Origin of the sequence: Nocardiopsis sp. NPDC057823 (assembly GCF_042797335.1) — a bacterium.
In the GTDB taxonomy this organism is placed as follows: Bacteria; Actinomycetota; Actinomycetes; order Streptosporangiales; family Streptosporangiaceae; genus Nocardiopsis; species Nocardiopsis changdeensis.
Map to the genome: position 1 here is coordinate 217,564 of NZ_JBHVLR010000001.1, position 14,064 is coordinate 231,627.

At 73.9% G+C, this 14,064-nt stretch carries 13 protein-coding genes; 9 read left to right on the top strand and 4 right to left on the bottom strand.

Annotated features, from left to right (window positions below):
• The first annotated feature begins 274 nt into the window (after positions 1-274).
• From ACFVNO_RS01070 to ACFVNO_RS01080, 3 genes are all read left to right on the top strand, one after another.
• On the top strand, positions 275-658 hold the full coding sequence (locus tag ACFVNO_RS01070; protein ID WP_220565502.1) for a cold-shock protein: 384 nt from the start codon (positions 275-277) through the stop codon (positions 656-658).
• A gap of 190 nt (positions 659-848) precedes the next feature.
• A complete protein-coding gene (locus ACFVNO_RS01075; RefSeq protein ID WP_355264101.1) occupies positions 849-1,604 on the top strand; it encodes a DUF3027 domain-containing protein in 756 nt (251 codons plus the stop codon).
• Positions 1,605-1,705: 101 nt separating this feature from the next.
• Positions 1,706-4,771 (top strand): sacsin N-terminal ATP-binding-like domain-containing protein, encoded by a 3,066-nt coding sequence (locus tag ACFVNO_RS01080; protein WP_378888261.1) that lies wholly within the window; start codon positions 1,706-1,708, stop codon positions 4,769-4,771.
• A gap of 15 nt (positions 4,772-4,786) precedes the next feature.
• On the opposite strand, the gene ACFVNO_RS01085 is transcribed toward ACFVNO_RS01080, so the two are convergent.
• Entirely contained in the window at positions 4,787-5,638 is an 852-nt protein-coding gene (locus ACFVNO_RS01085) for an MOSC domain-containing protein (RefSeq protein ID WP_220564708.1), read from the bottom strand.
• 160 nt (positions 5,639-5,798) lie between these two features.
• On the opposite strand from ACFVNO_RS01085, the gene ACFVNO_RS01090 reads away from it, so the two are divergent.
• The 3 genes from ACFVNO_RS01090 to ACFVNO_RS01100 all read left to right on the top strand — a co-directional run bounded on the left by ACFVNO_RS01090 (position 5,799) and on the right by ACFVNO_RS01100 (position 7,374).
• Positions 5,799-6,233: a hypothetical protein gene (locus tag ACFVNO_RS01090; RefSeq protein WP_355263833.1), complete on the top strand. Its 435-nt coding sequence runs from the start codon at positions 5,799-5,801 to the stop codon at positions 6,231-6,233.
• 70 nt (positions 6,234-6,303) lie between these two features.
• Entirely contained in the window at positions 6,304-6,666 is a 363-nt protein-coding gene (locus tag ACFVNO_RS01095) for a helix-turn-helix transcriptional regulator (protein ID WP_220564710.1), read from the top strand.
• A gap of 51 nt (positions 6,667-6,717) precedes the next feature.
• Complete coding sequence (locus ACFVNO_RS01100) at positions 6,718-7,374, top strand: SRPBCC family protein (protein WP_355263829.1); 657 nt, start codon at positions 6,718-6,720, stop codon at positions 7,372-7,374.
• Between the two features lie 52 nt (positions 7,375-7,426).
• Here the strand turns inward: ACFVNO_RS01100 and ACFVNO_RS01105 are convergent, their stop codons facing one another.
• On the bottom strand, positions 7,427-8,923 hold the full coding sequence (locus tag ACFVNO_RS01105; protein ID WP_355263827.1) for a class I SAM-dependent methyltransferase: 1,497 nt from the start codon (positions 8,921-8,923) through the stop codon (positions 7,427-7,429).
• Between the two features lie 62 nt (positions 8,924-8,985).
• A complete protein-coding gene (locus ACFVNO_RS01110) occupies positions 8,986-9,252 on the bottom strand; it encodes a DUF2530 domain-containing protein (RefSeq protein WP_355263824.1) in 267 nt (88 codons plus the stop codon).
• 106 nt (positions 9,253-9,358) lie between these two features.
• Between ACFVNO_RS01110 and ACFVNO_RS01115 the strand changes: the two genes are divergently transcribed.
• From ACFVNO_RS01115 to thpR, 3 genes are all read left to right on the top strand, one after another.
• A complete protein-coding gene (locus tag ACFVNO_RS01115; RefSeq protein WP_355263821.1) occupies positions 9,359-10,924 on the top strand; it encodes an NCS2 family permease in 1,566 nt (521 codons plus the stop codon).
• A 133-nt stretch (positions 10,925-11,057) separates the two neighbouring features.
• Positions 11,058-12,449, top strand: coding sequence for an MFS transporter (locus ACFVNO_RS01120; protein WP_378888270.1), 1,392 nt, complete (start codon positions 11,058-11,060; stop codon positions 12,447-12,449).
• Between the two features lie 80 nt (positions 12,450-12,529).
• On the top strand, positions 12,530-13,123 hold the full coding sequence (gene thpR, locus ACFVNO_RS01125) for an RNA 2',3'-cyclic phosphodiesterase (RefSeq protein ID WP_378888273.1): 594 nt from the start codon (positions 12,530-12,532) through the stop codon (positions 13,121-13,123).
• 134 nt (positions 13,124-13,257) lie between these two features.
• Here the strand turns inward: thpR and ACFVNO_RS01130 are convergent, their stop codons facing one another.
• Positions 13,258-13,983, bottom strand: coding sequence for a 3-keto-5-aminohexanoate cleavage protein (locus tag ACFVNO_RS01130; protein ID WP_355263806.1), 726 nt, complete (start codon positions 13,981-13,983; stop codon positions 13,258-13,260).
• Positions 13,984-14,064 lie beyond the last annotated feature (81 nt).

Here is a 14,064-nt window from a genome sequence, read left to right on the forward strand (position 1 = left end):
CCGTTCTCGCTTCGGCGGCGGCCATGTCGGTGGGTCGGCCCGGCGTCCAGCCCGGTCTCCACACCACGTTCCCGGCGGCCCGGCATCTCCGCCGAGTCCCGTCCCGTACTCCGCACCCGCGGGGAGGGGCCGCCGGAACACACGAGGCCCGGATGAGCCGCATCCGGGCCTCGTTCCGTGCGCCGGGGGCGGTTTTTTCCCTCGCCTTCCGTCACCACCGGGCATTAGCCTGGCATTCAGGCTGACGGCAACGAGTGAAAGCATGAGGTCCTACGTGCCCACCGGCAAGGTCAAGTGGTACGACGGCGGCAAGGGTTTCGGTTTTCTCACACGCGACGACGGTGGAGAGGTCTTCGTCCATTCCACCGCACTGCCCCCCGGCACCGAAGCGCTGCGCCCCGGCCAGCGGGTCGAGTTCGGGGTGGCCGAAGGACGCAAGGGCGCCCAGGCGCTCCAGGTCAAGCTGCTGGACGCCCAGCACTCGGTGGTCAAGGCCCGGCGCAAGAAGCCCGAGGAGATGGTGGTCATCACCGAGGACCTCATCAAGCTGCTCGAAGGACTCTCCAACGGGTACCGGCGCGACCGCCACCCCGACCGCCGCGAGGCCGCCCGTGTCGCGGCCGTGCTGCGGGTCGTCGCCGACGACCTGGAGGCCTGATCCCCCGGTGCGCGAGCGGCCCCGGCCCCCCGGCCGGGGCCGCTCCGCGTTCCCAAGGGCCGACCAAGAGGGTGTATCGGACGAACCTTGACCCGCGTTGTGGTCAAATCGGTGCCGTGGATCAGTGAGAATGGGGGACGTGAGCCCTTCTCGACGTTCTCCTGTACCCGACAAGGCGTGTATCGAGGCGGTGGACCTGGCCCGCTCGGTGGCCGCCGAGGTCGGGCGACCCGAGTGGGTGGGTGAGCACCTCGCTCCCCAGGTCGAGGACACCCGTCTGATCACCCACTACTTCACCTGCCTCGACCCGGCGTACCCCGGCTGGACCTACGCCGTCACCGTGGTCCGCGCATCGCGCGCCAAGGAGGTCACGGTCAACGAGGTCGTGCTGCTCCCCGGCGAGGGGGCCCTCGTCGCGCCCGAGTGGGTGCCCTGGAAGGAGCGGCTGCTCCCCGGCGACCTCGGCCCCGGCGACCTGCTGCCCACCGACGAGGACGACGAGCGCCTCGTGCCCGGCTACGCCCAGGTCGCCGACAGCGAGCTGGACGAGGAGGGCGTGGACCGGCAGATGGTCTGGGAGCTGGGCCTGGGCCGTAAGCACGTGCTCTCCGAGGCCGGCCGCGAACAGGCCGCCGAGCGCTGGTACAACGGCGAGGCCGGGCCCCGCGCGCCGATCGCCGAGGCCGCGCCCGCCCGCTGCATCACCTGCGGCTTCATGACCCCGCTCGCCGGGGAGCTGCGCCAGATGTTCGGTGTGTGCACCAACGGGTTCGCGCCCGACGACGGCCGCGTGGTCTCCCTGGACCACGGCTGCGGCGCCCACTCCGAGGTCCGCATGCCGCAGTCGCGCAACGAGCCGGTCGCCCCCGTCGTCGACGAGGTCGGCTACGACCACATCGTCTTCGACGACACCGCGGAGCTGGAACTGGTCTCCTCCGACTCCTGACGGCCCGGCCCGGGCACGTCCCGACACCCGCCCGGCGAAGGGTGGGCTAGGGTCTGATGTGCATCGTGCCGGGCCGTGCCGGCAGCCAGGAGGGACCGTCAATGGCCGAGCCGCTCGCCACCGGGATCGACCCCTACGACACCGCCGAACTGCGCCGCCGCGTACTCGCGGCGTGGGCGGACGCCCCCGCCCGGTTCCGCGAGGACGCCAACGCCGAGGAGGACTTCGCCCTCGGCGGGTACCGGGACCGGGTCGTGGTCGAACTGGCCCAGAACGCCGCCGACGCCGCCCGCCGCGCGGGCGTCCCCGGCCGGCTGCTGCTGTCGCTGGAGGGCCGCCGCCTCGTCGCCGCCAACACCGGGGCCCCGCTCACCGCGGAGGGCGTGGAGTCGCTGGCGACCCTGCGGGCCTCCACCAAACGCGGCGGGGACGACTCCGTCGGCCGGTTCGGGGTGGGGTTCTCCGCCGTGGCCGCCCTCAGCGACGACGTCACCGTGACCTCGGCCGGCGCCGCCGTCCGCTTCAGCGCCGACCTGGCCCGCGCGGCCGTGGCCGAGCTGCTGGCCGGGACCGGCCCCGACGGACTGGCCGCCGAGATCGAGCGCCGCCGCGGGCACGTGCCCATGCTGCGCCTGCCCTTCGCCGCCGAGGCGGCAACCGAAGGCGCGGCGGACGCCCGGGACTACGACACCGTCGTCTCGCTGGAGCTGCGCGACGACACCGCCCGGGAACGGGTGCGCGACCTGCTGTCCGGGACCGGCGAGGCCCTGCTGCTGGCCCTGCCCGGGCTGGCCGAGATCCGTGTCCTGGTCGACGGCGCCGAGCGCGTCGCCACCCGCCAGGCGAGCGGCGGGGACCCGGTCACGACCCTGCGCGACGCCGAGGGCACCCGCACCACCCGCTGGCACACCCTCACCCGCACCGGGGAGTTCGACCCGGCCCTGCTCGCCGACCGGCCCACCGAGGAGCGCGGGCGCACCGCGTGGTCGCTCACCTGGGCGGTGCCCGTGGACGACGGCGGCGGCGTGGCCCCGCTGCCGCCGGACGTGGAGCCGGTGGTGCACGCGCCCACCCCCACCGACACCGGGCTGGACCTGCCCGCCGTGCTCATCGGCACCTTCCCCCTGGGTAGCGACCGCCGCGCGGTGCAGCCCGGTCCGGCCACCGACCTGCTGCTGTCCGAGGCCGCCGAGGCCTACGCCGCCCTGCTGCGCCGGTTCGACGCGGCGGCCGCCCTGGACCTGGTGCCCGGCACCCGGGTGGGCGGCGGGCACGTCGACGCGGGGTTCCGCGCCCGGGTCGCCGAGCCCCTGCGCTCCACCCCGTTCCTGACCACCGAGACCGGGGCGCCGGTGGCCCCGCGCGACGCGGTGCTGCTGGACACCGGGGGGGCGGGGCTGTCCGCGGTCCTGGCCGAGCTGATCCCCGGGCTGCTGCCCGGCCGCCTCAACCCCCGCCACCCCGCGCTGGCGGCGCTGCGCGTCCACCGCCTGGGCGCCGCCGACATCGCCGACCTGCTCGCCGACACCGACCGGCCGCCGTCCTGGTGGGCGGGCCTGTACGCGGCGCTGGCCGCAGGGGCGGACACCGACGAGCTGGGCGCGCTGCCCGTGCCGCTGGCCGACGGTCGCCTGGTGCGCGGCCCCCGGTCCCTGCTGGTGCCCCAGGAGGGCCCGGATCCGATCGACGCCGAGGCCCTGGCCGCGCTGGGGGTGCGGCTGGTGCACCCCGAGGCCGTCCACCCGCTGCTGCTGCGCCTGGGCGCGGTGGAGGCGGGCCCGGCCGCGGTGCTGGCCGACGCGCGCACCGAGGCGGCGGTGCGCGGCTCCCTGGACGCCGACGACCCCGAGCCGCTGGCCGAGGCAGTGCTGGGCCTGGTCGCCGCCTCCGGGACCACCGCGGCCGATCTGCCCTGGCTGGCCGAGCTGGCGCTGCGCGACGACGAGGACGGCTACTCGGTGGCCGCCGAGCTGCTCGTCCCCGGGGCCCCGCTGGGCGAGGTGCTGGCCGACGACGCCCCCTTCGGCACCGTGCACGCCGACCTGGTGGACCGGTACGGCACCGACGTGCTGCGGGCGGTCGGCGCGCTGTGGGAGTTCACCCTGGTGCGCGCCGAGGAGGCCGCCCTGGGCGAGGACGTCCTCGACGTGTTCGAGGAGGCGCCCGACGCCCTGGACGAGTGGGCCGACGAGGTCCTGGAGCGGGTGGGCGACCCCGAGCTGCCGCCGGTGGTCCCCGAACTGGTCTGTGTGGCCGACCTCGACTACGTGGCCGACGACCGCTGGCCGCAGGCCCTGGAGATGCTCTCCCGGGGCGCGCTGCGCGGGGCCGTGACCGAACCGGCCCGGGTGCTCCTGCCCGACGGCCGGGTGGCGGACGTGCCGTCCTACACCGCCTGGTGGCTGCGCACCCGCGCGCTGGTGGGCGGCGCCGCCCCGAACGAGCTGCGCGCCGCCGAGGCCGAGGCCGCGCTGACGGGGCTCTACGACGAGGCGCCCGCCGACGTCGACCCGGAGTTCGCCCGGGCGCTGGGCGTGCGCACCACCCTGGCCGAACTGCTGGCGGACCCGGAGGGCCCGGACGACCTGCTGGCCCGGCTGGCCGACCCGGAGCGGCACGTGGACCGGTCGGCGCTGCTGCGGATCTGGACGGCGCTGGCGGGGGTGGACGCCGACCTGGTCACCCCGCCCACGCGGGTGCGCGCCGTGCTCGGCGGGGCGATCGTGGTGGCCGACGCCGAGGACGCCGTGGTGGTGGACTCCCCGGACCTGCTCCCGCTGTTCGCGGAGCGGCCGCTGATCCTGACCGCCGCTCCGGAGGAGCTGGCCGACGTGCTGGACCTGGAGCTGGCGAGCGAGTCGGTGGACGGGGAGGTCTCCGCGGGGGGCACGCTGCGCCAGGTGCCGGCGGTCGCCGACCTGTTCCTGGACCCCGAGGGGGAGCAGCCGGACCGCACCTACCTGCACCACGCGGAGCTCGTCGTGGACGGGGTCGAGGTGGAGTGGTACGCGGGGGACGGCGTCGTGCACGCCTCCACCAGCGACGGCCTGGCCCGCGCACTGTGCTGGCGCGCCGAGCAGTGGGACCGCCGCCACCTGCTCGCGGCCGCGCTGCGCGAGCCGGAGGCGGCCCCGCTCCTGCTCGCCGAGGCCGACCTGGAGCAGTAGGCCCGCACGGGGCGGTTAGAGGACGGCGGCCAGCCGGTCGCCCAGGCCGAGTTCGGCCTCGCCCCAGGCGGTGACCTCCAGCTCGTCGCCGACGGCCAGCACGCCCGGCCGGGTGACGGCGAACTTGGCGCCGAAGGAGACGCCGCCCCCGTCGGCCCGCCGGTACCCGGCCAGGGTGCGCAGCGGCTCCGGGCCGCGCTTCTCCCCCGTCTCCTGGTCCACGGTGGTGACCGCGCAGCGGATGCACACCTTGGCGTAGCCCAGCTCGGCCGTGCCCAGGCGCACGGCGCGGACGAGGTCCTCGGTGTGCGGCTCGGCCCAGCCGGACACCACGATGTTGGGGCGGAACCGGCGGATCGGCACGGGTTCGGCGCCGCGCTCCAGGATGCGCGCGTTGAGCAGGTCCAGCGAGGAGGCCGAGGCCATGAGCACGGCGGTGCTGTCGGCGAAGCCGCTGGTACCCGGGGTGAGCCCGCCGGTCTCCCGGCCGTGCTCCGCGGGCACCCGGACCAGGCGGCTGGGGGCGCCGAGCACCTCGGTCAGCCAGGCGGCGGCGGACGCGCCCTGGTCGACGCCGACGAACGGCTGCCTGTGCAGGGTGACGTCGAGGCGGGGGCCGTCGGGGTCGACCTCCAGCTCCAGCGGCTCGACCCCGTCGAACGACAGCCGCAGCGTGCCCTCGCCCGCCTCGGGGAGGATGCGGGCCATCCGCGGGTCCACGCGCTGGCTGCGGAAGCCGCCCGAGTCGTCCACGACCATGAAGGAGCGGTCGTGGCGGATCCCGGCCGGGGTGAGTTCCGCGGTGTCCAGGGAGATCCCCGCGCACCCCTTGACCGGGTAATGGACGAGTTCGGAGATTCGGGCCATGCCGAGCACGTTAGCGCATGGAAGGGGAGCCCCCGGTTTGCCCCCGGGCGCCGTACCCGCTGTACTTCTCATCGAGGCCTGGAAGGAACCGGGGCACGATCCGGTGCGTCCTCCCTGGCGTAACGAACCCCGCCGACATCCGAACCGACAGGACCCCTCCATGCGCACGATCCCCATCGCCCTGTTCGCGGCCGCCGCCCTCGTCGCGGTGGCGGGCTGCTCCTCCGACGACCCGGGCTCCTCCTCGGGCAACGGCGGAGTCGAGGAAGGCGCCCCGCCCGCGGGCAGTGAGCAGACCTTCGAGCCCGGCCGGCAGATCACGGTGGAGCTCACCATGGCCACCTCCGAGGACGGCGGCCGGAGCACCTCGTTCTTCTCGGGCTACCGCCCCACCGTCGAGTTCGAGTACCAGGAGCAGTCCACGACGTGCTACGCGCAGCTCCCGGTGGAGCTGCGCGAGTTCCCGCCGGGGGAGACGCACCGCATCGGCCTGGAGTGCGACGACGAGGTCGCCGCCCACCCGGACACGCCGGGCTTCCGGCTCGTCGAGGGCGACGCCGAGGTCGGGACGGGCGAGATCGTCTTCAGCGGCTGACCTCCGGGAGTTCCACGACACAACTAGATCAGCCTTGGCTTATATAGCCTGATGCTTATATGGTGGTCCCATGCACGCCTTCGACGTCCTGGGCGACCCCGTGCGGCGGCGTCTGCTGGAGCTGCTCAACGAGGGTGAGCGCGCCTCCGGCGAGCTGACGGAGGTCGTCCGGGCCGAGTTCGGCATCTCGCAGCCGGCCGTCTCCCAGCACCTGCGGGTGCTGCGTGAGAACGGCTTCGCCACCGTGCGCAGGGACGGCAACCGGCGGCTGTACGCCGTGGACGCCGCGCCCCTGCGCGACGTCGACGCCTGGCTGCGGCGCTTCGCCGCACGCTGGGAGCCGCACCTGATGGCGCTGGAGACCGAACTCGCCAGAGGCGCCCGCGAGCGCCGCGCCTCCGCGGACGAGGAGGACGGACGGCGTTCGCGGTGACCCGGTCCGGACGACGCCGGACCGGCAACCGACCCGACAGGGGAGTGGACCATGGATGTTCAGCGGCGGATCGACGAGGTCGGGCGCACGGTCACCATCAGCGGGGAAGGGGACGAGAGCACCGTCACCATCTCCCGCGACTACACCACCGGCGTCGACGACCTCTGGGACGCCTGCACCAACCCCGAACGCCTCCCGCGCTGGTTCGCCCCGGTCAGCGGGGACCTGGAACTCGGCGGCGCGTACCAGGTGGAGGGCAACGCGAGCGGTACCGTGCTGGCCTGCGACCCGCCCAAGTCGTTCCACATCAGCTGGGAGTTCGGCGGCGCGCGCAGCGACGTCCACGTCACGCTGACCCCGCTGCCCGCGGAGGGCGGCAGGGAGCGCACCCGGTTCGAGTTGGCGCACGTGGCCCCGCTGAGCGAGTTCTGGGAGCGGTTCGGCCCGGGCGCGGTGGGCGTGGGCTGGGACCTGTCCGTCCTGGGCCTGAGCCTGCACCTGGAGACCGGGTCCGACATCCCCGCGGAGCTCGAGGAGTGGGGCACCTCGCCCGAGGCGATCCGCTTCATGGAGTCGAGCGCCCGCGCCTGGGAGGCCGCGCACCTGGCCGCCGGGGCGGACCCGGAGGCGGTGCGAGCCTCGGCGGAGCGGACCATCGGGTTCTACACCCAGGCGCCGGACGAGGCGCCCGGGGACGCCCCCGAGTAGGACCCGGGCGGGCGCCCGGGCTCCGGGGCGGTGACGGGCGGGCGGTGTCCGGTCAGCGCGTGACGGTGAAGAAGCCCTCCGAGATGAGCGTCCTCAGGGCTTCGGGCACCCGTTCGCGCACCTGCACGGGGTCCTCGTTGATGAGCTGGGCGATGGCGTCCAGCAGCGGGCCCACCGGCATCGTCCCGTCGCAGACCCCGGCCAGCGCGGCCTCCACGGTGCCCACCCGGGCCACCCGGTGGAGCCCGCCGCGCTGGCGCAGCACGATCTTCTCCGGGTCCGGGGCGCCGGGGACGCCGATGCGCTCCTCCACCACGCCCGGGGCCAGCGCCACGTGCGCCGACAGCAGCGCGGCGTCGGTCAGCCGGTGCGCCGTCATCGCCCCGTCCACCACGGACGGGAGGTAGGGGCCCACCGGCTGCTCGATGTCGTGGCGCAACTCCTCCACGCGCACGGTCGCGTCCTGGGCGACGTCGTTGCGCAGGCTGATCCACCCGAACCCGATGCCCTTGATGCCCTCGCGCTCGAAGTAGTCCAGCCAGGCGTCGTAGCGGCGGGTGTACTCGGGGGTGCCGTGCTCGCAGGAGTCGCGCAGCCACAGCTCCACGTACTCCGCGGGGTCCTGCACGTCGCGCTGGACCACCCAGCCCGAGCAGCCGGTCCCGGTGACCCAGCCGCCGACGCGGTCCTCCCAGTCGTCGCCGTCGGAGTGCACCCAGTTGGCCAGGATCTGGCACCAGCCGCCCTCGGTGAGGTGGGCGGGCGCCCGGCGCACCAGCTCCGCGCAGACCGTGTCGCCCGGCAGGTCGGACTCCCGGTAGGTGTAGCGGGAGGCGTCGGGCGTGATGACGAACGGCGGGTTGGACACGATCAGGTCGAACCGCTCGCCCGCGACCGGCTCGTACAGCGACCCCGGGAGCAGGCGGACGTCGTGGACCCCGGACAGGGCCAGGCTGATCGCGGCCATCCGCAGGGCTCGCGGGTTGAGGTCGGTGGCGGTGATCTCCCGGGAGCGCGAGGCCAGGTGCAGGGCCTGCACGCCGCAGCCGGTGCCCACGTCGAGGGCGCGCTCGACCGGGCCGTCCACGATCAGCCGGGACAGGGTGGCGGAGGCGCCGCCCGCGCCCACCACGTGGTCGGGCCGGGGCACCTCCCCGCCGCCTGGGCGCACCTTGGGGTCGGAGACGACGAAGCCGGGGCGGCCCTCCTCCAGCTCCCAGGGGCCCAGGTGGACCAGGGAGCGCACGACGGCCCCGTCGGCGCGTTCGTCCACGGCGACCAGGCCCGCCTCGGCGAGCTCGTCCACGGGGAGGATGGCGCGGGCCGCGCGGGCGGGGATGGGGGTGCGCAGCCACCACAGGCGCAGCAGCAGCCCGAGGCGCTCCTCGCCGCCGGTGGCGCGCAGGGCGGGGACGAGCTCCTCGCGGGCCAGCGCGCGGGCCGCGGCGTCGCCCAACCGGTCGCGGACGCCGGACACCGTGTAGTCGGCGTCGATGAGGATGGCGCGCAGTCGTTCGGCGAGTCCGCGCGGGAAGGCTGTCTCTGGCACCCGTTCATTATCGGCCACCCGACCCACCAGGGCGTTCGGGGCGGGCCGTGCGCGGTGCCGGGTCAGGCGGCGGGCCGGTCGCGGTCCGCGCCCCGTTCGGAGGCCTCGGACCGCTTGCGCAGCAGGCGGGGGATGTACAGGAACCCGAAGACCCCCAGGCCCATGCCGGTCGCGCACACCCAGATCCACCAGCGCTCGGACTCGGGGAGCGCGTCGCCCATGAACAGCAGGACGACCAGCGCGACCGCCCAGGCGAGGGTGCCGAGCGCCGCGGGGACGCGGTAGTCGCTCTCGTGGACTTCGGGATCCGGCTGTCGGGGTTTGCGCACGCCTCCAGGCTAGCCGCACACCCCCGGCCGCTCCACGGACCGGTGGCGGTGAGCACGCTGATCAGGGAAACCTTCGTCACATCCGACCACCGGATCATCCGGGGAGATGGTGTTTTCTACGAAACCCGTGTGGAAGACGTGTCGGACGTTGTATGAAGATGCAACTAATCTGGCCCAGAATCCTAGTTGTCCGGTAACACGACCAGGTCAGGCTGACATCGTGAGCGCTACAAGCAAATCCCCCGTTACGAAGGGTCCCAGCGGACCCCTCGATCGCTACTTCCGCATCTCCGAGCGCGGTTCCACGCTCGGCACCGAGATCCGCGGCGGTCTGGCGACCTTCTTCGCCATGGCCTACATCGTCGTCCTCAACCCGCTGATCATCGGCACCGCCGAGGACGTCAACGGCGAGACCCTGGGCATCCCCCAGGTCGCGGCCGTGACCGCCCTGGTCGCGGCGATCTCCTCCATCCTCATGGGCGTGGTGAGCCGCTACCCGTTCGCCATCGCCGCGGGCATGGGCCTCAACGCCGTGGTCGCCTACGGTGTCGCACCGCTGATGCCGTGGTCCGATGTCTTCCTGCTGATCATCGTCGAGGGCCTGCTCCTGCTGGTCCTGGTGCTGACCGGCTTCCGCACCGCGGTCTTCGCCGCGATCCCGCCCGGCCTGAAGATGGCGATCGCGGTCGGCGTGGGCCTGTTCCTGGCCCTCATCGGCCTGGTCAACGCCGGCTTCGTCCAGGCGGGCGAGGGCACCCCGGTCCAGCTCGGCAACGGCGGCCTCCAGGGCTGGCCGATCCTGATCTTCGTCGTCGGCCTGCTCATCGCCATCGCCCTGTACGTCCGCAAGGTCCGCGGGGCGATGCTCCTGAGCATCGTCGTCGCCACCGTGCTCGCCATCGCCGTGGAGACGGCCCTGGGCGACGGCGGCGAGGGCCTCGGCTGGGGCCTGACCGTCCCCGCGCTGCCCACCGGTGTGGACGGCCTGGTCGCGCTGCCCGACTTCTCGCTCATCGGCCTGTTCGCCGACGGCGGCTTCAACGTGTTCGCCCGCTGGTCGGAGATCGGCTTCGCCACGGTGCTGATGCTGATCTTCACCCTGCTGCTGGCCGACTTCTTCGACACCATGGGCACCATGGTCGGTGTCGCCCACCAGGGCGGCCTGGCCGACGAGGACGGCAACATCGCGGGCACCCGCGAGGTCCTGGTCGCCGACTCCCTGGGCACCGTCTTCGGCGGTCTGGGCTCGGCCTCGGTGGCCACCCTCTACGCCGAGTCGGCCGCCGGCGTCGGTGAGGGCGCGCGGACCGGCATCGCCCCGATGGTCACCGGCCTGATGATGCTCCTCGCGACGTTCTTCACCCCGCTGGTGACCCTCGTCCCCTTCGAGGCGGCCACCCCGGTCCTGGTCATCGTGGGCTTCATGATGATGACCCAGGTCGTGAACATCGACTTCAAGGACCCGGCCATCGGCCTGGGCTCCTTCATGGCCATCATCATGATGCCCTTCACGTACTCGATCGCCAACGGCATCGGGTTCGGCCTGCTCACGTTCGCGTTCGTCAGCCTGGTCACGGGCAAGGGCCGCCAGGTCCACCCGCTGCTGTGGCTGATCTCCGTGGTGTTCCTCATCCACTTCGCCGAGGCGCCCATCTACGCGCTGATCGGCTAGCCCCTGTACGGCGGGAATTCCCGCCACCGTGAACGGCGTTGACCCGAATGATGAGTCAACGCCGTTTACCTTTTCTCGCCCGGAACGCTCCGATGACCGCATCAGTCCTTCTCCTCTCCCAGGGGAGGGACTGATGCGGCGTATCGCCATGTTCCGCTCACTGTCCGTGCGCAACTACCGCCTGTACGCGCTCGGCCAACTGCTCTCCAACCCCGGCACCTGGATGCAGCGCATCGCCCAGGACTGGCTGGTCCTCCAGCTCAGCGGCGGCAGCGGCATCGCACTCGGGATGACCACGGCGCTCCAGTTCCTGCCCATGCTGTTCCTCGGGCTGTGGGGCGGGGCCCTGGTGGACCGGCTGGACAAGCGCCGCCTGCTGGTGTTCACCCAGAGCACCATGGGCCTGCTCGCCGTCGCCCTCGGCGTGCTGGCCACCCTGGGGGCCGCCCAGGTCTGGCACGTGTACCTGTTCGCCTTCGGGCTCGGGCTGGTCACGGTGCTCGACAACCCCGGACGCCAGGCCTTCGTCCCCGAGATGGTCGACCGCGACCTGCTGACCAACGCGATCGCCCTCAACAGCGCCAGCTTCCAGCTCGGCCGGGTCACCGGGCCGGCCGTCGCCGGGCTGCTCATCGCCTGGATCGGCAGCGGGCCGGTCTTCCTCATCAACGGGGCCTCGTTCGGGTTCACCATCGTGGCGCTGCTGCTCATCCGCACCGCCGAGCTCAACCCCACCGAGCCGGTGCCGCGGGGCAAGGGGCAGATCCGCGAGGGCCTCGCCTACGTGAGCGGGCGCCGGGACCTCGTGCTGCTGCTCCTGCTGGCCGCGTGCACGCAGTTCTTCGGCGCCAACGGGCAGACGCAGATCGCCCTGATGGTCAACAACGTCTTCGAGACGGGGGCCGCCGCGTTCGGCGTGGCCGCCGCCTGCCTGGCCGTGGGCGCCCTCATCGGCGCGCTGCTGGCGGCGCGCCGCGAGCGCCCGCGGCTGCGCCTCATCCTGGTCGGGTCGATGGTGTTCGGCGCCGGCCAGGTCGCCGCCGGGCTGATGCCGGCCTACGCGGCGTTCGTGGTGGTGCTGGTGCCCATGGGCATCGCCTTCATGACCTACGTGACGACGCTCAACGCCACCTTCCAGCTCACCGTGGAACCGCACATGCGGGGGCGCGTCATGAGCATGTTCCTGCTGGTGTTCATGGGCGTGGCCCCGATCGGCGCCCCGGTGGTGGGCTTCCTCGCCGACGCCTTCGGGCCGCAGACCAGCATGGTCATCGGCGGCACGTTCACGATGCTCGTGGTCGCGGTGCTCGCCGTGCCGCTCTTCCGGGTCAAGGGCGTGCGCGTGCGCGACCTGCTGCCGCGCCGCCGCGGGGCACCGGTCGCGGCGGAATCCGCCTCGGAGGAACCGGACGCCGGCGGGCCGGTGTCCGCCGCCACCGCCGTCGCCGCCGTCGAGGAAGGCGCGGCCGGCGCCCCGGCCGCACCCGGACACCGCGAGGGGCTCACCGCCCACCGCTCCGGCTGACCCCGCGAACGGTCCGGACGCCGGGGCGGCCCCGTTCTCCCCGGCGCCCGGCCGCCCGGCGCGGATGCGAGGATGCCCGCATGAGACTGTTCGTCGCACTGACACCGCCCGCCGCGGTCGCCGACGCCGTCCTCGGCGCCCGCGAACCGGGACTGCGCCACACCCCCGACCTGCGCTGGACCCGGCCGGACGGGTGGCACCTCACCCTCGCCTTCTTCGGCGAGGTCCCCGACGACCTGCTGCCCGGCCTCACCGCAGCCCTGGGCGCGGCGGTCGGTGAACACGACCCCTTCGACCTCACCGTCGACGGCTGGGGCGTCTTCCCCCACCCCCACCGCGACCGCGCCGCCGTTCTGTGGGCCGGAATCGGCGGCGACACCGGCGCCCTCGCCGCCCTGAGCGCCGACCTGCGCGCCGCGGCGTCCGCCGCCGGCCTGCCCGGCGAGGACCGCGTCTACGTGCCGCATCTCACCGTCGCCCGCAGCCGCCCGCCCCGGGACCTCACCGGCCTGCTCTCCGAGCTGGGGAGCGGCCCGCGAGCGCCCTGGCCCGCCCGCGACGTGCACCTCGTGGAGAGCCGCCCCGGACGGGAGGACCGCTACCGAACCGCCCGGACCTGGGCGTTAGGCTGGAAAACCGACCCCGGACGACCGCCAGAGCGGAGCACGGCATGAGCATGCTCACCAACAACCACAAACAGCGGTGGCTGCTGCCCGTGGTGCTCGGCGCCATCATGCTGATCGTGCTGGTCGGCGCCCTCCTGGACTGAGCCGGCCGGACCGGCCGCCGGGCCGCCGCGCGGCCCACCTCAGGCGGCGGCGGACGCCAGCCGCACCGCGTGCGCGACCAGCGCCGCGTTGTCCTCCGCCTCCGACCCGTCCGGCATCCGCATGGTGTCCTCCAGGCCGATCCGGATGTCCAGCCCGGCGTCCAGGGCGTCCTCCAGCATCGGCCAGGCGGTCGCGTCCGAGCCGTGCAGCAGCCGCGGCGCCTCCACCCCGGCCCGCTCCAGCAGCGACAGGATCGACCGCGCGTTGCGCCGGGCGTCCTCCACCGCCACCTGGGTGGGTTCCACCAGCACCGCCGCCACCGGAACCCGCGTGGCGACCAAGATGCGGGCGGCGTCCACCGTCCACACCCCCGCCTCCACGGCCACGCGGCGGTCCTCCAGCAGGTGGATCAGGTCCACCGACCCCGCCTCGTGCAGGTTCACCGTCACCGCGTCGGGCAGCGCCGACGACGCCCAGCGCTGCACCAGGTCGTAGCGCCGCCAGGGGTCGGACTCGGCGGACAGGGCCGTGGTGAGCGACACCGGGACGCCGGGTCCCTCGGCGCGCAACCGCTCCATGAGCGGGCCGACCACCTGCGGCTCCAGCGATTCGGCGCCGCTCCGGTCGCGCGGGTGGACGTGCAGGTCGGTCGCCCCCGCGGCCACCGCGGCGTGGGCGTCGGCCAGCAGTTGGTCCACGGAGACGGGAAGGGCGGGGTGCGCTCCGGGACGGCGGTCCCCGTTCAGACAGGCGACGATCCTCATGGGTACTCCTCACGGCACTCCGTAAGCCGAATGTGCCCGTTCATCCCGGTCCGCAAAAGCCGTCCCGGCTGCGCGCCCGAA